Here is a 22,756-nt window from a genome sequence, read left to right on the forward strand (position 1 = left end):
CCGCCCGGTGCCCCACCCCCCCTCCGCTCAGCGCTGGTACCGGGCGAGCACCAGGTTGCCGTCCTCCTCCAGCCGCTCGCGCAGCTCCCGCAGCCCGATGGCACCGCTGTAGTACTCCTGGAGCGCCGGGGTCGCCACCTTGTCCTTCCACTCGGGATATCCGCGCACCGACTGCGCGGGCGCCGGGCGGAGGTGGCGGGCGAGGGCCGTCCCGGTGGCCCAGCCGTGTTCCCCGGTGCGCAGGGCGGGGTCCTTCAGGGCCTGGGTGCCGGTGGGCAGCATCCAGTCCCCGAGGGCGAGACGCACCATGTTCCGCGGGCGCAGCAGGAAGTCCAGAAAGGCGGCGGCCTCCTTCTTGTGCGGACTGTCCTCGGCGATGGACAGCGTCTGCGGACTGACGCCCTGGGCGAGTCCGCCGCTGCCCGCCGGTGCGGGCAGCACCTGCCACTCGAAGCCTTCCGGGGCCTGCTGCGCGATCTGCTGGCGGTAGGAGAATCCGAGCGGCACCATCGCGTACCGCCCGGCGAAGAAGCCCGGCAGGGTGTCGGAGCCGCCGCTGCCCAGGGTCGACGCGGGCGCGCTGCGGTCGGTGTTGACCTGGTCGTGGACGGTGCGCGGCACCACCTGGTCGCCCGGGTCGAACCGGACGGTGACCTTGCCGTCCGGGCCGCGGTGGAACAGCCGTCCGCCGGTGGTGAGGGACAGGTTGAGCGTGGCGGACACGGGTTCCTTCAGCGGCCAGGCCACGCCGTACATCCCGTCGCCGCTCAGCCGCTCGGTCACCCGCCGGAACTCCGCCCAGCTCCAGGGCCGGCCGGGGGTCGGGATCCGGACGCCCGACCTCTTCAGCCAGGCCGCGTTGGCGATGAGCACCCGGGGTTCCTGGAGGAACGGCACGCCGTAGACGCCGTCGCCGAAGGTGACGGTCTCCCAGCTCTGCCGGGGGATGTCCGCCTTCAGCCGCGCGGGCAGCAGGCCGGTCAGGTCGGCGAGGTAGCCGCCGTAGGCGAAGTCGGCGAGATCGTCGGAGGCGTCGTGGATGATGTCGGGCGCCTCGCCGCCCTCGAAGGAGGTCAGGAGCTGGTCGTGGACGCTGTCCCAGCTGCCCTGGACGTACTCGACCCGTACCTCCGGGTGGGCCGCGTTCCACTCCCGCACCAGTTCCCTGGTGGCCGCCACCGACTCCTGCTGCCAGGCCAGGGACTGGAAGCGGAGGGTGATCCGGCCGTCGTCCCGGGTGCCGTCTGAGGAGCAGCCCGCCAGGAGCAGCAGGGCGGCGGCGAGCGCCGTGCGGATTCTGGCCCGCATCAGCTCTTCACCGCCCCGGCGAGCATGCCGCTCGTGATCCGCCGCTGGATGAGCGCGAAGACGACCAGGGAGGGCAGCGTCGCGAGGAAGGCCGCCGCCGCCAGCGGGCCGAGGTCGGCGACGCCCTCCGCACCGATGAAATGGGTGAGCACCACCGGCAGGGTCTGTTTCTCCGGTGTCTTCAGCAGCACCAGCGCGAAGAAGAACTCGTTCCACGCGGTGACGAACGCGAACAGCGCGGTCGCCACGATCCCCGGCGCGAGCAGCGGCGCGGTCACCGACACCAGCGTCCGCAGCCGCCCGGCCCCGTCGACCGCCGCCGCCTCCTCCAGCTCCACCGGCACGGCCCGCACGTACCCGGACAGCATCCACAGCGCGAACGGCAGGGCCCACACCACGTACACCATGACCAGCCCCGGGACGGAGTCGACCAGCCGCAGCCGCTTCAGCACCAGGAAGAGCGGGATGATCAGCAGGACGAAGGGGAAGGACTGGCTGATCACCACCCACCCGGTCGCCGCCCTGGTGAGCCCGCCCCGGTGCCGGGCCGTGACGTATGCCATCGGCGTGGCGATCAGCACGGCGATCACCGCCGCCCCGACCGCGGTGGCCAGGGAGTTGAGCGCGGCCTGGAGCAGCGGCTGCTCGCCGAACGCCTGCCGGAAGTTGGCGAGGGTGGGGTCCTCGGGCATCCAGGTGGGGTGCAGGCTCGCCAGTTCGCGCGGGGGTTTGAAGGCCGTGGACACCAGCCACAGGAAGGGGAAGGCGAGGAAGACGAGATACGCGAGCAGAGCCGCGTACTGGCCCGCGCGGGCCGCGGTGGTGGTTCTCACGCGTCCTCACCTCCCCGGAGGCGGCCGACGAGGAAGACGGCCAGCAGTATCGAGATCACGGCGACCATCACGCAGCCCATCGCCGCCGCGTAGCCGAACTGGCCGTAGCGGAAGGCCTCTTCGTAGGCGAAGAGCATGGGCAGGCGGGTCCGGCCGCCGGGGCCGCCGCTGGTCAGCACGTAGACCAGCGCGAAGGCGTTGAAGTTCCAGATCAGGTTGAGCGCGGTGACGGCGAGCGCCACCGGTTTCAGGGCGGGCCAGGTGACCGCGCGGAAGCGGCGCCAGGCGCCGGCGCCGTCGACGGCGGCGGCCTCGCGCAGCTCGCGCGGGGTGTTCTGCAATCCGGCGAGCAGGGTGACCGTCGTCTGCGGCATGCCCGCCCAGACGCCGACGACGATCACGGCGGGCAGGGCGGTCGCCAGGCCGCTGAGCCAGTCGCGGCCGTCGCCGAGACCGAGGTCGCGCAGGGTCTCGTTGAGGATGCCGGCGTCCGGGTTGTAGACCAGCCGCCACATGATGCCGACGACGACCTCGGGCATGGCCCAGGGGACGATCGCCAGGGCGCGGGCCAGCCAGCGCAGGCGCAGGTCCTGGTCGAGCAGCAGGGCGAGGCCGAGCGCGAGCAGGAACTGGGCGGCGGTCACCGCCACGGCCCACACCAGCCCGATCCGGAACGACTCCCAGAACAGCGTGTCCCGCGCCAGGTCCCGGAAGTTGAGGGCGCCGATCCACTGCGTGGGCTGCGTCCGGCCCGACTGGGCGTCGGTGAACGCCAGCAGGATGCCGTAGAGCAGCGGTCCGACGCTGAGCACCAGGATGGGGATCAGGGCGGGCAGGACCAGGAACCACGCGCCGTGGCCGGTGGCCGGCCGTGGCCGCCCGGCGCCGGGCGCGCGGCGCTCCGGTCTCCTCACCTCGGTCGCCGATGTCACGTGATCAGCCCCTTTGCGCGGCGCGGACGGCCTGGTCATGGTCGTGAAGGGGCGGTCCCCCGTCAAGGCACCGCGCACACCCTCCCACCAGTGCCGATGCGACACTGGCCGGCGACGGCGAAGACCCGTCGGCGGCCGGGCCGGGCATGGACCCGCCGACGCGACGGCACCACAGCACCACAGCACGATGGCACGAAGGACACGGAGGCGGACGATGGACGAGGCACGGGCGCGGGACGTACTGGCCGCGGCGGGGGTGCTGCCCGGCGCGGCTCGGGAGGCGCGGCTGCTCGCCCTGGGCGAGAACGCGGTGTTCGCCGCCGGCGACCTGGTCGTCAAGGTGGGCCGGGACGCCGAACTGCTGGAGCGGGCGCGCCGGGAGCTGGCCGTCGCGGTGTGGCTGGAGGAGGCGGGCGTGCCGGCGGTGCGGGCGGCGGAGCGGAAGGCCCTGCTGGCCGAGGGCCACCCGGTGACCGTGTGGCACCGGCTGCCCGATCCGGTGCGGCCCGCCGAGCCGCGGGACCTGGCCGGGCTGCTGCGGATCGTGCACGCCCTGCCCTCCCCTTCCTTCGGTCTGCCGCCCCGCGACCTGCTGGGCGGCGTGGAGCGCTGGCTGCGCCTGGCGGGCGACGCGATCGATCCCGCGGACGCGGCGTATCTGCGCGAGCGCCGCGACGGCTTCGCCGCGGCCGCCGCCGCGCTCACCCCGCAGCTGCCGCCCGGTCCGGTCCACGGTGACGCGCTGCTCCGCAACGTGCACGTGGGGCCCGGCGGGCCGGTCCTGGTCGATCTGGAGACCTTCTCCTTCGACCTGCGCGAGCACGATCTGGTCGTGATGGCCCTGTCCCGGGACCGCTACGGCCTCCCTGCCGAGGCGTACGACTCCTTCACCGCCGCCTACGGCTGGGACGTGCGGGAGTGGGAGGGATGTGCCGTCCTGCGCGGCGCCCGCGAGACGGCGAGCTGCGCGTGGGTCGCGCAGCACGCGCCGGGCAACCCCGAGGCGCTGGCCGAGTTCCGGCGGCGGGTGGCGTCGCTGCGGGACGGGGACGCCACGGTGCGCTGGTATCCCTTCTGACGGCGCCCCGGGCCGCTCAGACCCGCTCTCCGGCCGGTTCCCGCAGCGGCCACACGCCGTCCACGACGGCACCCGCGTCACCCTTGCGGCGCAGGAAGTCCTGGAAGTCCGCCGCCCACTCGGCGTACCACTCGATCTGACGGCGGTGCAGCTCCGCCGGACCGAGGGCCCCGACCTTGGGGTGGCGGACGGCTATCGCGCGGGCGAGCCGGGCCGCGGCGAGAGCGTCGGCCGTGGCGTCGTGGGCGGTGCCGAGGGCGACGCCGTACTCGGCGCAGACCGCCTCCAGGTTGCGCTTGCCCCGGCGGTAGCGGTCGACGGCGCGGTCGATCGTGTACGGGTCGATGACGGGGGCGGGGTCCGCACCGCCCAGGCGGTCCCGCAGGGACGGCAGTCCGTACCGCCGCAGTTCGGCGGCAAGCAGCGTGAGATCGAAGGCCGCGTTGTAGGCGACGACCGGGACGCCCGTCTTCCAGTGGTCCACCAGGACGCCGGCGATGGCGTCCGCCACCCGGTCGGCCGGCCTGCCCTCGGCCGCCGCCCGCTCGTTGCTGATCCCGTGGACCGCGACCGCGTCCGCCGGGATCTTTACGCCCGGATCGGCCAGCCACTCCCGGCGGCCGCCCGGCTCACCGTCCCTGACCTCGATCACGGCGCCCGTGACGATGCGTGCCTCGTACGGGTCGGTCCCCGTGGTCTCCAGGTCGAAGCCGATCAGCGGCTCCCGGTGCCAGCCCATGGCGGCCCCCCTTCTCGGTGGTGCTTTCCCCCGGTGGCCTCCACCTTCGCACGCGCCACTGACAATCCGGGCGGCGCCCGCCGCCCGCACCGCGCCCGTCCCCTGCTCACGCCCCGCTCACGCGCCTCGCGTCACCCGCGCGGCATCCGTGCCGCACCCGGAGAGTGATGTGCCGGGAGTCTGCGCGAGTGACTCACGACACGGGCCGCGAGTCCGCCCACATCAGCTCGAACTCCTCGCGATAGGTGGGAAAAAGCCCACCTTCTTCCATATGGTCCGACTTGACCAGTTTGCTTCCGTTGCGCAGAACGAGAACCGGCGCCTCCATGCCCCGGGTCCGGCGCAGATAGGACTGCACGACCGCTATGCCGTCCGCCCCGTCGCCGTCGACGAGGTAGGCCGTGAAACGGGGCGTCTCGTCGAAGACCTGGATCTCGAAGGCGCCCTGGTCGCGCAGCCGGGAACGCACCCGGCGCATGTGCAGGATGTTCGTCTCGACGGCGCGGCTGAGCTCCCCGCGCTTGATGCCGAGTTCACGCTCGCGCCGCTTGACCGCGCTGCACGCCGGGTTCAGGAACAGCAGCCGCACCCGGCACCCGGACTCGGCCAGCCGCACCAGGCGCCGCCCGGAGAAGTTCTGCACCAGCAGGTTGAGGCCGATGCCGATGGCGTCGAGACGGCGCGCGCCGCCGAAGATGTCCTCGGCGGGAAACTGGCGCATCAGCCGCACCCGGTCCGGGTGGACCGCCACCACGTCGGCGTACCGGTCGCCGACCAGATCCTCCACCGCGTCGACGGGCAGCCGCCGCGCCGAGGGGACGTCGCCGCCCGCACCGAGGATCTCCAGCAGCCGGGCCGAGGCCCGCTCGGCCTGGTTCAGCACCGCCTCCGACAGCGCCCGGTTGCGGGAGACGACGTTCCGGGTCACCTCCAGCTCGTCGAGGGCGAGTTCGAGGTCCCGCCGCTCGTCGATGTACGGCTCGAAGCAGGGCCAGTGCTGCACCATCAGCTCCCGCAGCTGCGGCAGCGTCAGGAAACTGAGCACGTTGTCGTCGGCCGGGTCGAGCAGATAGCCCTTGCGGCGGCTGACCTCCCGCACCGCGACCGCCCGCTGCACCCACTCCTGTCCGGCGGGCCCGGCCGCGGCGACCACCCACTCGTCGCCGTGGACGGGTTCGTACACGGGGCGCAGAACGGCGGCCACGACCGCGCGCAGCCGCTGTTCGACGAGGTTCAGCCAGATGTAGGCCCGGCCGGCCCGCTGGGCGCGGGTGCGCACCTCGTGCCACGCCTCGGCGTCCCAGTCCAGCTCCGGGCCGATCGCGCCCACGTTCATCGGCCGCGCCAGGGACACCGCACCGGGCGGGACGTCCGCGGAGTTCCCCTCGTGACCCTCGTCACCAGGGGGCAGCTCCAGCCCTCCCGAGCCCACCCGCGCACCGCCTTCCGCTCCCCGGGCACTTCCCGTCTCAACGATCAAGGAAGGGTACTCCGGGAGCGGTCCGCGGTGCAGCCCGATGGGCAGCTTGTTCACCAACCGCCCTCAGGGGGCTGCCCGTTATGATCACGAAGATCCGCCGGAGTGAGCGGATTCATAGCGGTGACATCGCGCGGCACGAGCGACAAGCCCTGCCAGTGGACCGGCATGGGCTGCTGGTCCTCGTCCCGGGCGACGTGGTGGAAGCCCACGTTGACCCAGACCACGGGGTGGGTGAGGGTCTGCCCGTCGACCCACTTGTCCACCGACCTCCCGTGCCCGGCCCCGCAGTCGCCGAGGTTGTTGCTGGCGTAGCGCTCGCACGCGGCGTACTGCGTGACGTACACGTCGTGCCGGGTGAAGCCGCGGCCCGGGTACTTCGCGGAGGGCCCGGGGACGAGTTCGTAGGAGCGGGCGTGGCCGTCCTTGTTCTTGCCGGCCGCGCTGACCACCCGCCACCAGCGCATGTTCCGCGCGTCCCCGGCGAGTTCCCGGGTGATCCGGGTGCGGGTGGTCTTGTTGGTCGGCGCCTCCTGGCCGCGGGCGGGCGGGCTGACCTTGGAGTCGAACTGCTCGACGCGGCTGCGCGAGGAGCCGTCGAGACCGAAGTCGAAGCGCCAGAAGACGTTGTGGCTGTGGCTGGTGGCGTGCCCCTTGGCGCCCTTGCCGATGGGCCAGCCGCGTCCGTCCCCGGCGTCGTAGTCGAAGGGCGAGAGACTGCCGGTCGCACCGACGCTGGTGGTGATCGTGCCGTCGTCCTGGAAGCGCCACTCGGTGATGTACTCGTACCAGCCGACCTGGTTGGCGGTGTACACGAGCAGGTCCTTGCCCTGCGCCTGGTAGACCTTGGACGCGCTGTCGCCCTGCATGCGGTAGGCGTGTCCCCGCGCGCGCGTGGTGGCGCACAGGCCCTTGACGTCCGGGCGCTCCACGTCCACGGCGTCGGGGATCCGGACCGTCTTGATGGTGCCGCCCGGGCACTCCCCCGGCGCCAGGTCCATCAGCCCCTCGCCGAAGTCATAGCTCGTCAGGTCGTCGTACTCGATGGTGCCGTTGTCGTAGGGCACGTGGATCTGGGCGAGTCCCGCGCGGGCGAGGACCTTGATCGGGCGGGGCTCGCCGGGCGGCTGGTACGAGACGTTCTCCAGGACCAGCCCGGCCTTGCTCTCGTAGCGCCAGCACATTCGCCAGGTGGTGCCGGAGGAGAGTTTCCGCTCGATGCGGTAGGCCGCGGCGCATCCGGCCGCCGGCACGGGCCCGGCCTGGGGCCCGGCCGCGGCCGGTCCGGCGCCGGCGGTCGCGCCGGCCGCCAGCGCGCCCGCGGCGGCGAGGGCCACGGCGGCCCGCCGGGGGCTACGGCTGCTTCTGTTCAGGCGCATGGTGACGTGACTCCCTGAGTGCATGCGGGTGGGAATTGCGGAGGGCGACGGGTCCGGCTCAGTCACGGCCGAGGGCCGCGACCTCACGGGTGCTCAGATCGATCACCAGGTGCCGGGCGTCGACCCACGGGCCGTTGACCACCTTCGGGAACAGCCGGGCGCAGCGGTGCTCGCCGCAGCGGTTCAGCACGTCCGGCTGGGCGCCCGGAGCGGCCCGGTAGACCATGGCGAACAGCTTCAGCTGGTCCGGCGAGGCGAGCTCCCGGCCGGTGGCGTCCTCGTAGTCCGCCTTCAGGCCTGCGCCCAGCGGGTCGGCGATCAGGAGGCGGGCGGCCTCGGTCTGCTCGGCGCGGCTCAGCGGGGGCTGGACCCCGCGCTGGGTGCCGGTCCGCTCCACCGTGCCGGTGGCCAGGTCGACCGTCTTGGTGATAAGGGTGTCGTCCGCGTAGTCGTAGAACGTGACGTCGGCGCGGCGCGGCGCCCGCCGGGCGTCCGATTCGGCGGTGTCCGGCCGGGACAGTTCGACGCTCAGGCGCTGCGGTCCGCGGTCGCCGTCGACGTCCTCCGCGGAGCGCAGCAGCTGGCGGTTCAGGGCGATCCGGGCGGCCCGCTCCGCCTCGTCCCCGGTCAGCGGATCGCTCCCCGTACCGCGCTCCCCCTCGGCGGCCGGCGGCTCGACGACCCCCGGCGCCACCGCCCCCTGGGCCTGCCCCAGTCCCCGCCCTCCGCCTGGCGCCTGGGCGGCCCGCTGCGCCGCGTTCCGCGCGCCCTCGGCGGCCGGCTCGCCGGCCCCGGCCGCCCCCGGCAGGGTGATCCCCACCATCACGGCGGTCGCGGTCACCGCGAGGGCCGCGCCGGCCATCAACGTGCCCAGGTGACGGTGCACTGACATGCGCACAATTTCCCCCTACTCCCCCAATGACCCCGGGAGTACGTGTCTGCCCCACTGGTGCGGCATACCGTGTATGCCCTGGTCGACCGGTAAGAGGGAGATAAGTCCTAGGTGGTTCCCTCACTTTCGTGGAGACTCGCAGTCAAGGCGTCCCCACCCTCGCCCCACACCTGAAAGAGTCGTATCCATGCAGGTCTGGCCTGGAGAGGCATACCCACTCGGTGCCACCTACGACGGCGCCGGCACCAATTTCGCGGTCTTCACGGAGGCCGCCGACCGAGTAGAGCTGTGTCTGCTGCACGACGACGGCTCCGAGACCGCGATCGAGCTGCGCGAGAGCGACGCGTTCGTCCGGCACGCCTACGTGCCGGGCGTGATGCCGGGACAGCGGTACGGCTACCGCGTGCACGGCCCGTACGCGCCGGAGCGCGGACTGCGCTGCAACAGCGCCAAGCTGCTCCTGGATCCGTACGCCCGTGCGATCAGCGGTTCGATCCAGTGGGGCGAGGAGGTGTACGGCTACCACTTCGACGACCCCGACCGGCGCAACGACCTGGACTCGGCGCCGCACACCATGTCGTCGGTCGTGGTCAACCCGTATTTCGACTGGGGCGACGACCGGCGCCCGCGCACCGAGTACCACCACACGGTGATCTACGAGGCCCATGTCAAGGGCCTGACGATGCGGCATCCGGGGCTGCCCGAGGAGCTGCGCGGCACCTACGCCGCCCTCGCCCACCCCGCGATCATCGAACACCTGACCAAGCTGGGGGTCACCGCGCTGGAGCTGATGCCGGTGCACCAGTTCGTCAACGACCACCGCCTGGTGGACATGGGCCTGAACAACTACTGGGGCTACAACACGATCGGCTTCTTCGCCCCGCACAACGCCTACGCCTCCTGGGGCGACCGCGGCCAGCAGGTCCTGGAGTTCAAGTCGGCGGTGAAGGCGCTGCACGAGGCGGGGATCGAGGTGATCCTCGACGTGGTCTACAACCACACCGCCGAGGGCAACCACCTGGGCCCGACGCTGTCCTTCAAGGGCCTGGACAACCCGAGCTACTACCGGCTGACGGACGACCCCCGCTACTACATGGACACCACGGGCACGGGGAACTCCCTGCTGATGCGGTCCCCGCACGTGCTCCAGCTCATCATGGACTCCCTGCGGTACTGGGTCACCGAGATGCATGTCGACGGGTTCCGCTTCGACCTCGCGGCCACGCTCGCCCGGCAGTTCCACGAGGTGGACCGGCTGTCGTCGTTCTTCGACCTGGTGCAGCAGGACCCGGTGGTCTCCCAGGTGAAGCTGATCGCCGAGCCGTGGGACGTCGGCGAGGGCGGCTACCAGGTGGGCAACTTCCCGCCGCTGTGGACCGAGTGGAACGGCAAGTACCGGGACACCGTGCGGGACCTGTGGCGGGGCGAGCCGCGGACGCTGGCGGAGTTCGCCTCCCGGCTGACCGGCTCCTCCGACCTCTACCAGGACGACGGCCGGCGCCCGCTGGCCTCGATCAACTTCGTCACCTGCCACGACGGCTTCACCCTGCGCGACTTGGTGTCCTACCACCACAAGCACAACGAGGCCAACGGCGAGGACAACCGGGACGGCGAGAGCCACAACCGGTCCTGGAACTGCGGCGCCGAGGGCGAGACCGACGACCCGGCGGTGCGGGAACTGCGCGCCCGGCAGATGCGGAACTTCATCGCCACCCTGCTGCTCTCCCAGGGCGTGCCCATGATCAGCCACGGGGACGAGTTCGCCCGCACCCAGCGGGGCAACAACAACGCCTACTGCCAGGACAACGAGCTGTCTTGGGTGGAGTGGCCCGAGGCCGAGGGGCTCCCCGGCGAGCTGCTGGAGTTCACGCGCGCGATGGTGTGGATGCGCAAGGACCACCCGGTCTTCCGCCGCCGGCGCTTCTTCCACGGGCGGCCGGTGGAGGGCACCCACGACGACCTGTCGGACATCGCCTGGTTCACTCCCGAGGGCCGGGAGATGACCCAGCGGGACTGGACCTCGGCGCGGGCCTCGGCGCTGACCGTCTTCCTCAACGGCAACGCGATCTCCGAGCCGGGGCCGCGCGGGGAGCGCATCACGGACGACTCGTTCCTGCTGATGTTCAACGCCTCGCCCAAGCCGCTCGACTTCGTGGTCCCCGTGGACCACGGCCGGCAGTGGCAGGTGGTCGTCGACACCTCCCGCCCGGACGGCGTACCGCCGGACACCGGCGCGAAGGTGCACGCCGGGGAGGCGCTGACGCTGGTGGACCGGAGCCTGACGGTGCTGCAACGGCCCGTGTGAGGGACTGAGCACCAGGGGGCCCGGGACGGACCGGACCGGGCCCCGCGTACGCCCGTGGAGGGGTCGATGACACGAAAGACGGCGGGGCGGGTACGTAGCTTTCCATGACACCTGAGCGACCCGACCCGGTGGTCCCCGCGGGCCCGGGGGCCTCCGCGCCGCCCGCGGCCCCCACCGCGACGTACCGGCTGCAGTTGCAGCCCGAGTTCCCCTTCGGGGCCGCCGCGGCCGCCGTGCCGTACCTGGCCTCGCTCGGCGTCTCGCACCTGCACCTGTCCCCCGTCCTGGAGGCGGTGCCCGGCTCGCCGCACGGTTACGACGTCGTGGACCACGCGCGCGTACGGGAGGAACTGGGCGGCGAGGAGGGCCTGCGGGCGCTGGCGCGCACCGCGCGGGAGCACGGGCTCGGCCTGGTGGTGGACATCGTCCCGAACCACATGGCGATGTCCCCGCGCCACAACCGCGCCCTGTGGGAGGTGCTGCGGGACGGGCCGGCGTCGCCGTACGCGCGGTGGTTCGACATCGACTGGGAGGCGCAGGGCGGCCAGGTGCTGGTGCCGGTGCTGGGCGGTCCGCTGGGCGAGGTGACCGGCGACCTGCGGGCCGACGGCGACGTCCTGCGCTACCACGACCACGTCTTCCCGCTGCGCGAGGGCACCGAGGATCTGCCGCTGCCGCAGCTGCTGGACGCGCAGTGGTACCGCCCGGTGTGGTGGCGGCTGGCCCGCACCGAGCTGAACTACCGGCGGTTCTTCAGCATCTCGGAGCTGATCGGGGTGCGGGTGGAGGACCCGGAGGTGTTCGAGGCGACGCACGCCACGATCCTCCGGCTGCTGCACGAGGGCGTCGTCGACGGGCTGCGCGTCGACCACCCCGACGGGCTCGCCGATCCCGGCACCTATCTGCGGCGGCTGCACGAGGCCAGCGGCGGGCGGTGGACGGTGGTGGAGAAGATCCTGGCGGACTCCGAGCACCTGCCCGCGTCCTGGCCGGTGGCGGGCACCACCGGTTACGACGCCCTGCGCCACGTCGACGGGCTGTTCACCGATCCGGAGGGGCACGAGGAGCTGCTCGGCCAGTACCGGCGCTTCGCGGCCCCGCAGACGGACCGGGGCGGTGACTGGGCGGCGACGGCGCGGCGGGCGGCGTACAAGGTGCTCACGCACGAGCTGGCCACCGAGTGCGACCGGCTCACCCGGGTGGCGCACCGCCTGTGCGCCGCGTCGCCGGACCCCGCGCTGCGCGACCGGGCGCCGTGGGCGCTGCGCACCGCGCTGCGGGAGCTGCTGGTCCGTATGGAGGTCTACCGGCCCTACACGGCCGCCGACGCGGCCTCGGTCGTCACCGAGGAGGCGGCGCGGCAGGCGCGGCAGGCGTTCACGGTGCCGGAGGAGGCCGGCGCGGTCGATGTCGTCCGGGATCTGGTCCTGGGGCGGGCCGGGGACGGGCCCGACCACGCGGAGTTCCGGACGCGGTTCGCGCAGACCGCCTCCGCGCTGCGCGCCAAGTCCGTGGAGGACACGGCGTTCTACCGCTATGTGCCGCTGCTGTCGGCGAACGAGGTGGGCGGCGATCCGGGCGCTCCGGCCATCTCCCCCGAGCGGTTCCACGCCTACTGCGCGCGCGTGCAGCGCGACTGGCCGCTGACCGGCACGGTGGTCTCCACGCACGACACCAAGCGCAGCGCCGACGTGCGGGCCGCCCTCGCCGTGCTCACCGAGGCCCCGCGGCGCTGGGCGGACCTCCTGGCGGAGGTCACGCGCGCCGGTGACGGGGTGCCCGACGGGCAGCTGGCGTGGGCGGCCTGGCAGACGGTGTTCGGGCTGGGGCCCGCGGACGGGGAGCGGGTGCGGCAGGCGCTGCTGAAGCATGTGCGCGAGGCCGGGATGTACACCAGCTGGACGGAGCGGGAGCCGCCGTACGAGGAGGCGGTGGCGCGGTTCGTGGCGGCGGGGCCGTGCGGGCCGCCCGGGGAGCGGGTGGCCGCCTTCCGCAAGAGCCTGGAGCCGCACATCCGGGCCAACGTCCTCGGCACGGCCCTGGTCCACCTCACGATGCCGGGCGTGCCGGACCTCTACCAGGGCACCGAGGCGGAGTACCGGGCGCTGGTGGACCCCGACAACCGGCGGCCCGCGGCGTATCCGCCCGCCGACCCGGGCGAGAAGGCGGCGGTGACCCGGGCGGCGCTGCGGCTGCGCGCGCGGCGGCCCCACGCCTTCGGCGCCACCGCGGCGTACGGGCCGCTGACCGCCGTGGGCCCCGCGGCGGCCCACTGTGTGGCGTTCACGCGCTCCGGGGAGGTGCTGACGGCCGTGACGCGGCTGTCGCTGCGGCTGTCCCAGGAGGGCGGCTGGCGCGACACGGTGCTGCCGCTGCCGCCGGGCCGGTGGGCGGACGTACTCGCCCCGGACCGTGTGTTCTCGGGACACACGCGCGCGGAGGACCTGTTCGCGCGGCTGCCGGTCGCGCTGTTGGAACGGGTGGAGCGGGTGGAGGGCGCCGGGGAAGGGGGCTGACCGCCCCCGGGGCACCCCCGGCGCCCCCGGATGCCGGGGCCGTCAGCCGGCGGCCGGCTCGGGCACCGCGCGGCCGTCGTACGCCGGTCCGGACGCCTCCCTGCCCCGCCAGCTGGCGCACAGGAGGTCGACGAACGCCTCGGCGGCGCCGGTCGGCGGGACCCGTGAGAAGACCGTCAGGGTCCGCTTCCAGGGCGGGTCGGGGGTGAGGACCACGCAGTCCTCGCCGACCGCGCCGCGCACGATGTAGGAGGGCGCCGTGCAGACGCCGACCCCGGCGGCGGCCATCCGCACGGCGGTCGAGGTGTGCTCGGTGTAGACGGCGGTGCGCGGGCTGTATCCGGCGCGCCCGCACACCCAGTCGAGGAAGCGCTGCCCCTCGAAGACCGGTTCCATGGCGCAGCGGACCCAGGGGCGGTCGGCGAGCTCGGGCAGCGTCACCGTCGTACGGTTCGCGAACCGGTCGTCGAAGGGGACGACGAGGACGATCTCCTCCTGGCCGAAGGGGACGACGGTGCCGGCCCAGCCGGCGGGCGCCGGACCGACGGCGAGGTCGGCGGTGCCGCGCTCGACCTCCTCCTCCAGGGCCTCGGTCGTGGCGTATTCGTGCAGGTGCAGCCGGACGTTCGGGTGCGCGGCACGCCAGCGGGCGAAGACGTCGGGGAGGATGCCGACCGCGACCGGATGGAGGGCCGCGACGTGCAGCTCGCCGCCCTCGGCTCCGGCGGCGGCGCGGGCCGCGCGGCGGGCCTGGGCGGCGCTGCGGACGGCGAGTTCGGCGTGCGGCCGGAAGGCACGCCCCATCGGGGTCAGGCGCACGCCGCGCGGCAGGCGCTCCAGCAGCGCGCCCCCGACCGACCGCTCCAGGGCCTTGATCTGGTGGGAGAGCGCGGGCTGGGAGACGTGCAGCAGCTCGGCCGCGCGGGTGAAGGACGCCTCTTCCACGACGGTCAGGAAGTACTCCATCTGACGCAGGCTCATCCCCGCCCCCGGTATCGGTACGCCATTGCCCCTCCCATAAACGTCCTGCATCGAATCCACAAGAACATTGCCTTGGACGTATGGCAAGGGGCGGGCGGAGGCTGATGACCATGAACACACCGGACGTCATCGTCATCGGCGGCGGCACCGGCGGTTACAGCACCGCCCTGCGCGCCGCCGCCCTGGGTCTCGACGTCGTGCTCGCCGAGCGCGACAAGGTCGGCGGGACCTGTCTGCACCGCGGCTGCATCCCGAGCAAGGCGATGCTGCACGCCGCCGAACTCGTCGACGGCATCGCCGAGGCACACGAGCGCTGGGGCGTGAAGGCGACCTTGGACTCCGTGGACTGGACGGCGCTGGTCGCCACCCGCGACGACATCGTGGGCCGCAACCACAAGGGCGTCGAGGCGCATCTCGCGCACGGGGGTGTGCGGGTGGTGCGGGGCAGCGCCCGGCTGACCGGGCCTCGCTCGGTGCGGGTGGAGGGCGGGGACGGCGGCGACTTCACCGCGCGCCGGGGGATTGTGCTGGCCACCGGTTCGCGCCCGCGCACGCTCCCCGGGCTCGACCCGGACGGGCGCCGGGTGGTGACCAGCGACGACGCGCTCTTCGCACCCGGGCTGCCGGCGTCCGTCCTGGTGCTGGGCGGCGGCGCGATCGGGGTCGAGTACGCCTCGTTCCACCGCTCGATGGGCGCGGAGGTCACCCTCGTGGAGGCCGCCGACCGGATCGTGCCGCTGGAGGACGCGGACGTGTCCCGTCATCTGACGCGCGGTCTGAAGAAGCGCGGCGTCGACGTGCAGGCGGGCGCCCGGCTGCTGGACGCGGAGGTGCTCGGCGACGGGATTCGCGCCCGGGTGCGCACGGCGCGCGGGGAGACCCGCGTCCTGGAGGCTGAACGGCTGCTGGTCGCGGTGGGCCGCGCTCCGGTCACCGACGGCCTGGACCTGGCCGCCGCGGGCCTGGCGACGGACGAGCGCGGGTTCGTCGTACCGGCCGACTGGGACCGGCTGGAGACGGCGGTGCCCGGCGTCCACGTGGTCGGCGACCTGCTGCCGCCGCCGTCGCTGGGACTGGCCCACGCCTCCTTCGCGGAGGGCCTGCTGGTCGCCGAGACGCTGGCCGGCCTGCCGTCCGCTCCCGTCGACTACGCGGCCGTGCCCCGGGTGACGTACTCGTCGCCGCAGACCGCCTCGGTGGGCCTGAGCGAGGCGGAGGCACGCGGGCGGGGGCACGAGGTGGACGTCAACACGATGCCGCTGACCGCGGTCGCCAAGGGCATGGTGCACGGGCAGGGCGGGATGGTGAAGGTGGTCGCCGAGGCCGGCGGCGGGCGGGTGCTCGGCGTGCACCTGGTGGGCCCGCACGTGTCGGAGATGATCGCGGAGAGCCAGCTGATCGTCGGCTGGGACGCCGAGTCCGCCGACGTGGCCCGGCACGTCCACGCGCATCCGACGCTGTCGGAGGCGGTCGGCGAGGTGTTCCTGACCCTGGCGGGACGCGGCCTGCACCAGCAGTGAGCGCCCCTCCGGGCCCCGCGGCGGTGCCGTGCCGCGGGGCCCGGACCGGCCGGTCAGGTGCCGGTGGCGTCCAGCGCGAAGACCGCTCCCGTGCGGGACTCCATCACACACGCGTTTGGGAAGGTCCCGGTGTACTCCACGGACCGTCCCCGCCACTGGCCGCGCGCGTGGGCGGTCACCGGCGCGTGGATCATCGGGCAGACGGCGTCCCGCGGCGGGATGCGGCCGATGTCGCCGTCCGCCGCCTGGAGTTCCGCGCAGGCGCGGTCCGCGCGGGCGTGGCCCCGGGGCGGGTCGCACCGGAGCAGGGTGCTGTCGGGGGCGCCGGCGGCGGCGTCGGACGGGGTGACCGTCACGAGGAGCCAGTCGCCCGCCGGCTCCGGGGCGGAGCGGGCCGGGGCGGCGGCGCAGACGGCGAGGAGGACGGCCGCCGCCGCGAGGCCGCCCCGTAGCGCTCTGAGTGTGGTGGTGTGCGTCATTCCCGGTGCATCGGCACGGCGGCCTGCGCACCCCACCCCGCCTCACCCGAACGGGAGCGGGCGGAGGCGTACCGCCCGGCGAGTTCGAACGCGGCGAGCACCATCCGGGCCTGGTATTCGGCCTGGCGTGCGACCGGTATCCAGCGCGCCGCGCAGCCGTCGCGGTAGTCGGCGCACCACGCGTCGAGGAGCCGGTCCAGCTGCGGCAGGGCGCCCGCGGGATCGCGCCCGGCGCCCCGCACCAGCTGGTGCAGCAGTCCCGCCGTCCGCAGGACCAGCCGGCGGGCGGCGATGCGCAGGGTGGTCAGATGGGCGGTGCTCAGCGGCGGCAGGGGGCGTCCCCTGCCGTCGTCGGTGTCGGGGTCCCAGGCGTCGGCGAGCCGGGGGCAGACCAGAAGGTAGTCCTCGACGGGGGCGAGCAGGCGGTCGGTGCCGGGGCCGGCGGCGAGGTGGGGGCGGATGCGTGCCAGGACGGCGCGCAGGGTCCCCGTGTCGCGGCGCAGGGCGAGGCTGACGGAGCGCAGGACCGCCTCCGGGTCGGCGGGCGGCGAGTCGTCCGCCACGGCGGCCACGCCCCACATGGGCGCCTCGACGACCGCGGTGACGGTGCCGTACCGGCTCGGGTGGCACCACGTCGATTCCACGGCGGCCTCGGTGATGGCCTCGGTCAGGTCGCCCCGGCGCGGCGGGGGGATGCGGTAGACGGCCGGGCCCAGCTCCGGCCAGTACAGGGCGTCGTAGGGGCCGAGCTCCCGGGGGATGCCGAGGCGGGCGGCGGTGTGGGCCAGGCGCTGCGGAAGGCCGGGCAGGTGGTGGGTCACCTCGACGAAGCCGCCGCCAACGTCGACGCCGTGCAGGGAGCACTGGAGGAAGGGCCGCAGTTCGTCCTGGAGGGCGAGCAGGGCCCGGGTCTCCGGCAGGGCGGCGCGGGCCGCGCCGTCGGGCAGCCATTCGGGCTGCTCCAGGAAGCCGGGCCGGTAGAAGTGACGCGCGTAGCGGCCGAGGGTGTAGGGGCCGGTGAGCCAGCCCTCGTTGTGGCGCAGCCCGTCGGGGTCCAGGCACAGCAGCAGGTTCCAGGTGGCGTCGGCGCCCTCGGTGAGCCGGGGGTCGGCCAGGGCGCGCTCGGCCAGCCGCAACGCGGTGGCGCCGCCGACGGGTTCGTTGGCGTGCGGTCCGGCCACGATCAGGGCCTGCCGGCTGCCGTGGCCCACGGTCAGCAGCCACAGGGGGGTGCCCGCGCGGGAGGTGCCGACGCGGCGCAGGCGGGCGGTGCCGGGGTGGCGGGCGGCGAGCGCGGCGGCCCGGGTGCCCAGCTCGTCGGCGGTCGGGTAGCGCAGGAGGGGCGTCAGGGCACACCTCCACGATGCGGTGCCGTCGGTTCACCCGCGGTAGGCGGTGTACGCACAGTCAGTCACGACTTGCCGGATACGTCAACACCATGACGGGGCAAGGGAATTACCGGTCGACGACCGCCCCGGAGCGGGAGCCGGGACGAGGCCGGAGGCGGGTGCCGGTCAGTTCGCCGACAGCCGGAACACCATCTGCCCGAAGCCGATCTGGTCGCCCTCGCGGACGACGGCGGCGCCGACGACCCGCCGGCCGTTGACGGTCGTGCCGTTGGTCGAACCGAGGTCGCGCAGGACCCACCGGCCGCCCTGGAGGCGGAGTTCGGCGTGGACGCGGGAGACCGTGTCGTGGTTCAGCCGCAGCCCGTTGGCGGGGTCGCGGCCGATGCGCAGCGGATGGCCGGTGCCGGGGTGGGGCAGCAGCAGCTTGGGGAGCCGTTCGGCCCGCCAGGCCCGGCGCAGCCGTACGGTGAACCCGGAGACCGCCTCCACCGTGCCGAACAGCAGCCGCGCGGCCCGGCTCTCGGTGGGCAGGTCGGCGGTGAGCGCGCACAGCTCGTCCGAGCGGCGGGCGGTCAGCGCCAGCTCCATCCGGCGGATGAACGTGTCGTGCGACAGGCGGCCCATGGCGACGCCGTCCCGGAGCGCCTTGAGCGCCTTGTCGCGCTCCGCGTCGGACAGGCGCGCGGGGTACGTGTGGAACTCGAAAGACGACGTCACAAAGGTGATTGTCGGACAGCGCCGCCGGGGTGTCCAGAAAGCGGCCGGGACCGTCCCGCGCACCCGCCCGCCCGGCGACATGCGCCGCGAAAGGCGTTATTCACCGGCGGATTGACCGGGTGTGCAGCACGATGGACGGGCTACGTCACCGTGAGCAGACGAAGGGGAACCGTCCGTGCAGTTCGAGGTGTGGGCACCACAGGCCGGCCGTGTGACGCTCCAGTGCGACGGCGTCGCGCGCGCGTTGGAGCGCGATCCGCAGCGGCCGGGGTGGTGGCGGGGGGACGCGGAGGCCGGGGACGGCTCCCGGTACGGCTTCGCGCTGGACGACGGACCGGTCCTGCCCGATCCGCGGTCGCGCCGGCAGCCGGACGGCCCGGACGGACTGAGCGCGATCGTCGACCACGGGCGCCACGTCTGGCGCGCCGAGTGGGCCGGGCGCCCGCTGCCCGGCGCGGTCCTGTACGAGCTGCACGTGGGCACGTACACGCCCGAGGGCACGCTGGACGCCGCCGCCGAGCGGCTGGAGCATCTCATCCGACTGGGCGTCACCCACGTGGAGTTGATGCCGCTGTGCCCGTTCCCCGGACGGCACGGCTGGGGGTACGACGGCGTCTCGCCCTGGGCGGTGCACGAGCCGTACGGCGGACCGGAGGCACTGAAACGCTTCGTCGACCGGGCGCACGCGCTGGGCCTGGGCGCGGTCCTGGACGTGGTGCACAACCACCTGGGCCCGTCCGGCAACCACCTGCCCGCCTTCGGCCCGTACTTCACCGACCGGCACCACACCCCCTGGGGCGCCGCCGTCAACCTGGACGCGCCCGGGTCGGACGAGGTGCGCGCGTACCTCGTGGAGAGCGCGCTGGCCTGGCTGCGCGACTACCGGATCGACGGGCTGCGGCTGGACGCGGTGCACGCGCTGGTGGACACGCGCGCCTGCCACTTCCTGGAGGAGCTGTCGGCGGCGGTGGACGCCCTGGCCGCCGAGACGGGCCGTCCGCTGTTCCTGATCGCCGAGTCCGACCGGAACGACCCCCGGGTCATCACCCCGCGCGCCCAGGGCGGCCTCGGCGTGCACGCGCAGTGGAACGACGACTTCCACCACGCCCTGCACACCGCGCTGACCGGGGAGTCGCAGGGCTACTACGCCGACTTCGCCCGCGATCCCCTCGCCGCGCTCGCCAAGACGCTCACCGGCGGCTACTTCCACGACGGCACGTACTCCAGCTTCCGCGGCCGCCGCCACGGCCGCCCCCTGGACCGTACGCGCGTGGCCGCGCACCGGCTCCTCGGCTACGCCCAGACCCACGACCAGATCGGCAACCGCGCCCAGGGCGACCGCCTGTCCGCGCTGGTCTCCCCCGGTCTGCTGGCGTGCGCGGCCACGCTGACGCTGACGGCCCCCTTCACGCCGATGCTGTTCATGGGCGAGGAGTGGGCGGCGGGCACCCCGTGGCAGTACTTCACCGACCACACCGACCCCGGACTCGCCGAGGCGGTACGGCGCGGCAGGCGGCGGGAGTTCGCGGCGCACGGCTGGAAGGAGGAGGACGTTCCCGATCCGCAGGACCCGGCGACCCGCGACCGCTCCTGCCTCGACTGGTCCGAACCGGAACGCGAGCCCCACGCGCGCGTGCTGGCCTGGTACCGCGCGCTCATCGCCCTCCGGCACGCGCGGCCCGACCTCAGCGCCCCCGACCTGGCCGCCACCCGGGTCGCCTACGACCGCGACCGGCGCTGGCTCGCCTTCCGGCGCGGGGACATCCGGGTCGCCGTCAACCTCGGCCCGGAGCCGGCGGCGATCCCCCTGGGCACCCGTCCCGCGCGTGTCCTCGCCGCGTGGGAGCCGGTCGACGCCCCGGGCGGCGACGGGGTGCTGCGTGTTCCCGGGGAGTCGAGCGTGGTGCTGCTCCAGGAGTGAGCGCCCGCGCGGGGCACGGCCCGCGCCGCTCGGCCCCACGGCCGGTCATGAGGTGCCGTGCCCGTCCTCCCCACCCTCGGCGCGCGGTTCCGTCACCCGCTCCAGCAGGATCGCCTCCCAGGCGCGGCGCAGCTGGGAGCGCAGCGGAGGCGGCGGGGCGGCGGCACGCCCCGCCAGGGCGTCGGCGAGGCGCACCACCGCATCGCAGCGGGCGAGCCAGAGACCGCGCAGGCAGCGGCGGGCGCCGTACCCGGCGAGCGTCGCGGCGCGGACGGCGGCCGGGGAGCCGACGGCGCGCGCCAGCCCGGCGATGTCCTCGGCGGGGTCGCCGACGACCGCGTCGCCCCAGCCGAGGACGCCCCGCACCCGGCCGTCGGCGCCGACCACGAGACGCTCGCCGGTCAGGCCGCGGTGGACGAGGACCAGCGGGCCGGGCCGGGCGGCGAGCTGCTGCGCGACCGACGCGGTCAGCCGGGCGAGCCGGGCCGGGTCGAACTCGTCGGCGTCGGCCAGGCGCCGGGCCGCGCGTTCGGCGGCCTCGCGCAGGGTGCGCAGGTCACGCGGGGCGGCCCGGGGCACGCCGAGGGTCTCCGCCTGGCGCACCGGCACCTCTCGCAGCCCGGTGAGCAGTCCGGCGAGGTCGGCCTCGCCGAGGGCGGACACGTCGTGCTCCTCGCCGGAGCCGCCGGGCAGCCTGGTGTCCAGGGTGCAAGGCAGCCCCGGAGCCCACTCGCCGTGGGCCACGCTCACCGGCACCCGGACGGGGACGTGCGGGCGGACCAGATCGCGCAGGCGCAGCTCCCGGCGCTGCCGCACGGCGGCCTCCCGGTCGGGGGCCAGGCGCAGCACATGGCGGGCGCCGACCCACCAGACGGTGGACCCGGCGCTCCCCGCGACGGGGCGGACGCCGGGCCCGCGGGCGGCGTCCCCGGCGGCGTCCGGGGCGCCCTCAGCGTCCTCGAGCAGGGTTCGGGCCAGCCGGCGGACGGTGTCCGCGGTGGGGGTCGGTGCCTGGGTCATGGGCGCGCCGTGTGGTTCGGAAGGCCGGGGGCGAGGAGGGAGGCCAAGGGGGCGTCGTGCCCCCTCACTCGACCAGGACCATCTCCCGGGTCGTGTCGTTGAGGCGACGCCCGCCGCTCTCCGTCACCGTCACGATGTCCTCGATGCGGACCCCGAAGCGGCCCGGCAGGTAGATGCCGGGTTCGACGGAGAAGCACATGCCGGGCACCAGAGGCTGCCGCTCGCCCTCGATCATGTACGGCGGCTCGTGCGTGGTGACGCCGATGCCGTGCCCGGTGCGGTGGATGAAGTACTCGCCGTACCCGGCCTCCGTGATCACGGCGCGGGCCGCCCGGTCGACCTCCTCGCAGGGCACGCCGGGGCGGACCGCGCGGTAGCCCGCCTCCTGGGCCTCGCGCACGATGTCGTGCACCCGGCGCTCCTCCTCGGTGGGCTCGCCGACGTGGACGGTGCGGGAGGTGTCGGAACCGTAGCCGTCCCGGAGGCCGCCGAAGTCCAGGACGACCATGTCCCCGTCCCGGATGACCCGGGTGCCCGCCTCATGGTGCGGATCGGCGCCGTTGGGACCGGAGGCGACGATGGTGAAGTCGACCTGCGCGTGCCCGTACCGGCGCAGCAGGTCGGCGAGGTCTGCGGCGACGGCCGACTCCCGGCGGCCGGCGAAGCGCACCTTGCGGATCTCCTCGAAGGCCGCGTCCGCCGCCGCGCCCGCGGCGGCGAGCAGTTCCACCTCCGCCGCGTCCTTCACGGCCCGCAGCATGGGCAGGGCGTCGGTGAGGGAGGCGTAGGCGGTGCCGGGCAGCGCCTTCTGCAAGCCCAGCAGGTGCAGCGCCCAGGTGTTGTCGCTGATGCCGTAACGCCCCGAGCCGTCGAGGAGCGCGGCGGTGGCGGCGTAGGGGTCCACGCCGTCGGTCCAGTCGCGCAGGGTCAGGGCGGGGGCGCCGGCCGCCTTCTCGGCGTCGGGGGCCTCCAGGGTGGGGACGACGAGGACGGGCTCCCGGCCGGGGGCGACGACCAGCAGGGTGAGCCGTTCGGTCTCCGCGGTGGGCGCGTATCCGGTGAACCACACGAGGTCCGGGCCCGGGGCCACCAGGAGGCCGGCCAGCCCGGCGTCCGCCGCCGCCCGCGCGGCGCGCTCCATACGGGCCCGGTAGTCGTCCGCGGTGAAGGGCGCGGGCATGGTGCCGGTCATCGGGGCCTCCCTGGAAGTGACGTGACCACGGTCAGCATCCTGCCCGGAGCCAGGGGGTGGCGCGAGCCGGTTTCACGGACCTGCGCGGCAGGCGGCGCGGGCGGCCGGCCCGATCACC

At 74.3% G+C, this 22,756-nt stretch carries 18 protein-coding genes; 5 read left to right on the forward strand and 13 right to left on the reverse strand.

The features are described 5' to 3' along the window. Nucleotides 1–27: 27 nt before the first annotated feature. From AB0L74_RS25925 to AB0L74_RS25935, 3 genes are read right to left on the reverse strand one after another with little or no spacing between them, the layout of a single operon-like run. The gene (locus AB0L74_RS25925) at nucleotides 28–1,308 is read right to left on the reverse strand and encodes an extracellular solute-binding protein (protein WP_365656983.1); all 1,281 of its coding nucleotides are present in this window, start codon (nucleotides 1,306–1,308) and stop codon (nucleotides 28–30) included. Beyond that, nucleotides 1,308–2,141, reverse strand: coding sequence for a carbohydrate ABC transporter permease (locus tag AB0L74_RS25930; RefSeq protein WP_365656986.1), 834 nt, complete (start codon nucleotides 2,139–2,141; stop codon nucleotides 1,308–1,310). Before AB0L74_RS25930 ends, AB0L74_RS25925 begins: the two co-directional genes overlap by 1 nt. Continuing rightward, entirely contained in the window at nucleotides 2,138–3,073 is a 936-nt protein-coding gene (locus tag AB0L74_RS25935; RefSeq protein WP_365656989.1) for a sugar ABC transporter permease, read from the reverse strand. The genes AB0L74_RS25930 and AB0L74_RS25935 overlap by 4 nt, the downstream gene beginning before the upstream one ends. A gap of 214 nt (nucleotides 3,074–3,287) precedes the next feature. Here AB0L74_RS25935 and AB0L74_RS25940 point away from each other — a divergent pair, with 214 nt between their 5' ends. Then, nucleotides 3,288–4,151, forward strand: coding sequence for an aminoglycoside phosphotransferase family protein (locus tag AB0L74_RS25940; protein ID WP_365656992.1), 864 nt, complete (start codon nucleotides 3,288–3,290; stop codon nucleotides 4,149–4,151). Between the two features lie 16 nt (nucleotides 4,152–4,167). Here the strand turns inward: AB0L74_RS25940 and AB0L74_RS25945 are convergent, their stop codons facing one another. From AB0L74_RS25945 to AB0L74_RS25960, 4 genes are all read right to left on the reverse strand, one after another. Next, a complete protein-coding gene (locus tag AB0L74_RS25945; RefSeq protein WP_365656995.1) occupies nucleotides 4,168–4,890 on the reverse strand; it encodes a 3'-5' exonuclease in 723 nt (240 codons plus the stop codon). Nucleotides 4,891–5,083: 193 nt separating this feature from the next. Then, on the reverse strand, nucleotides 5,084–6,322 hold the full coding sequence (locus AB0L74_RS25950) for an SAV2148 family HEPN domain-containing protein (protein WP_365656997.1): 1,239 nt from the start codon (nucleotides 6,320–6,322) through the stop codon (nucleotides 5,084–5,086). A 98-nt stretch (nucleotides 6,323–6,420) separates the two neighbouring features. Continuing rightward, on the reverse strand, nucleotides 6,421–7,746 hold the full coding sequence (locus AB0L74_RS25955) for a copper amine oxidase (RefSeq protein WP_365657000.1): 1,326 nt from the start codon (nucleotides 7,744–7,746) through the stop codon (nucleotides 6,421–6,423). Nucleotides 7,747–7,804: 58 nt separating this feature from the next. Beyond that, nucleotides 7,805–8,644 carry a Tat pathway signal sequence domain protein gene (locus AB0L74_RS25960; RefSeq protein ID WP_365657003.1) on the reverse strand — a complete coding sequence of 280 codons (840 nt, stop codon included), beginning with the start codon at nucleotides 8,642–8,644 and terminating at the stop codon, nucleotides 7,805–7,807. A gap of 181 nt (nucleotides 8,645–8,825) precedes the next feature. Here AB0L74_RS25960 and glgX point away from each other — a divergent pair, with 181 nt between their 5' ends. Then, a complete protein-coding gene (glgX, locus tag AB0L74_RS25965; protein ID WP_365657006.1) occupies nucleotides 8,826–10,943 on the forward strand; it encodes a glycogen debranching protein GlgX in 2,118 nt (705 codons plus the stop codon). A 104-nt stretch (nucleotides 10,944–11,047) separates the two neighbouring features. Beyond that, complete coding sequence (gene treY / locus AB0L74_RS25970) at nucleotides 11,048–13,459, forward strand: malto-oligosyltrehalose synthase (protein ID WP_365657009.1); 2,412 nt, start codon at nucleotides 11,048–11,050, stop codon at nucleotides 13,457–13,459. Nucleotides 13,460–13,501: 42 nt separating this feature from the next. Here treY and AB0L74_RS25975 read toward each other — a convergent pair whose 3' ends face one another. Beyond that, a complete protein-coding gene (locus AB0L74_RS25975; RefSeq protein WP_365657012.1) occupies nucleotides 13,502–14,440 on the reverse strand; it encodes a LysR family transcriptional regulator in 939 nt (312 codons plus the stop codon). A 110-nt stretch (nucleotides 14,441–14,550) separates the two neighbouring features. Between AB0L74_RS25975 and lpdA the strand changes: the two genes are divergently transcribed. Beyond that, entirely contained in the window at nucleotides 14,551–15,960 is a 1,410-nt protein-coding gene (lpdA, locus tag AB0L74_RS25980) for a dihydrolipoyl dehydrogenase (RefSeq protein WP_365657014.1), read from the forward strand. Between the two features lie 53 nt (nucleotides 15,961–16,013). On the opposite strand, the gene AB0L74_RS25985 is transcribed toward lpdA, so the two are convergent. The 3 genes from AB0L74_RS25985 to AB0L74_RS25995 all read right to left on the reverse strand — a co-directional run bounded on the left by AB0L74_RS25985 (nucleotide 16,014) and on the right by AB0L74_RS25995 (nucleotide 18,505). After that, nucleotides 16,014–16,439, reverse strand: a complete 426-nt coding sequence (locus AB0L74_RS25985) for an SSI family serine proteinase inhibitor (RefSeq protein ID WP_365657016.1) — start codon at nucleotides 16,437–16,439, stop codon at nucleotides 16,014–16,016. Then, on the reverse strand, nucleotides 16,436–17,788 hold the full coding sequence (locus AB0L74_RS25990; RefSeq protein ID WP_365657145.1) for a M14 family zinc carboxypeptidase: 1,353 nt from the start codon (nucleotides 17,786–17,788) through the stop codon (nucleotides 16,436–16,438). Before AB0L74_RS25990 ends, AB0L74_RS25985 begins: the two co-directional genes overlap by 4 nt. A 165-nt stretch (nucleotides 17,789–17,953) precedes the next feature. After that, nucleotides 17,954–18,505 (reverse strand): DUF1707 and FHA domain-containing protein, encoded by a 552-nt coding sequence (locus tag AB0L74_RS25995; RefSeq protein ID WP_365657018.1) that lies wholly within the window; start codon nucleotides 18,503–18,505, stop codon nucleotides 17,954–17,956. Nucleotides 18,506–18,680: 175 nt separating this feature from the next. Between AB0L74_RS25995 and treZ the strand changes: the two genes are divergently transcribed. Beyond that, a complete protein-coding gene (treZ, locus tag AB0L74_RS26000) occupies nucleotides 18,681–20,426 on the forward strand; it encodes a malto-oligosyltrehalose trehalohydrolase (protein WP_365657020.1) in 1,746 nt (581 codons plus the stop codon). A 45-nt stretch (nucleotides 20,427–20,471) separates the two neighbouring features. Here treZ and AB0L74_RS26005 read toward each other — a convergent pair whose 3' ends face one another. Then, complete coding sequence (locus AB0L74_RS26005; RefSeq protein WP_365657022.1) at nucleotides 20,472–21,446, reverse strand: aminoglycoside phosphotransferase family protein; 975 nt, start codon at nucleotides 21,444–21,446, stop codon at nucleotides 20,472–20,474. A 64-nt stretch (nucleotides 21,447–21,510) separates the two neighbouring features. Next, nucleotides 21,511–22,638 (reverse strand): aminopeptidase P family protein, encoded by a 1,128-nt coding sequence (locus tag AB0L74_RS26010; RefSeq protein WP_365657024.1) that lies wholly within the window; start codon nucleotides 22,636–22,638, stop codon nucleotides 21,511–21,513. Between the last annotated feature and the right edge of the window lie 118 nt (nucleotides 22,639–22,756).

The sequence above is a fragment of the Streptomyces sp. NPDC052020 genome, from assembly GCF_040680575.1.
Lineage (GTDB): Bacteria > Actinomycetota > Actinomycetes > Streptomycetales > Streptomycetaceae > Streptomyces.

Coding starts and splice junctions, on each gene's coding strand:
- AB0L74_RS25925 (WP_365656983.1), bottom strand. CDS start 1,308: ATGCGGGCCAGAATCCGCACGGCGCTCGCCGCCGCCCTGCTGCTCCTG.
- AB0L74_RS25940 (WP_365656992.1), top strand. CDS start 3,288: ATGGACGAGGCACGGGCGCGGGACGTACTGGCCGCGGCGGGGGTGCTG.
- AB0L74_RS25945 (WP_365656995.1), bottom strand. CDS start 4,890: ATGGGCTGGCACCGGGAGCCGCTGATCGGCTTCGACCTGGAGACCACG.
- AB0L74_RS25955 (WP_365657000.1), bottom strand. CDS start 7,746: ATGCGCCTGAACAGAAGCAGCCGTAGCCCCCGGCGGGCCGCCGTGGCC.
- glgX (WP_365657006.1), top strand. CDS start 8,826: ATGCAGGTCTGGCCTGGAGAGGCATACCCACTCGGTGCCACCTACGAC.
- treY (WP_365657009.1), top strand. CDS start 11,048: ATGACACCTGAGCGACCCGACCCGGTGGTCCCCGCGGGCCCGGGGGCC.
- AB0L74_RS25975 (WP_365657012.1), bottom strand. CDS start 14,440: ATGAGCCTGCGTCAGATGGAGTACTTCCTGACCGTCGTGGAAGAGGCG.
- lpdA (WP_365657014.1), top strand. CDS start 14,551: ATGAACACACCGGACGTCATCGTCATCGGCGGCGGCACCGGCGGTTAC.
- AB0L74_RS25985 (WP_365657016.1), bottom strand. CDS start 16,439: ATGACGCACACCACCACACTCAGAGCGCTACGGGGCGGCCTCGCGGCG.
- AB0L74_RS26005 (WP_365657022.1), bottom strand. CDS start 21,446: ATGACCCAGGCACCGACCCCCACCGCGGACACCGTCCGCCGGCTGGCC.
- AB0L74_RS26010 (WP_365657024.1), bottom strand. CDS start 22,638: ATGACCGGCACCATGCCCGCGCCCTTCACCGCGGACGACTACCGGGCC.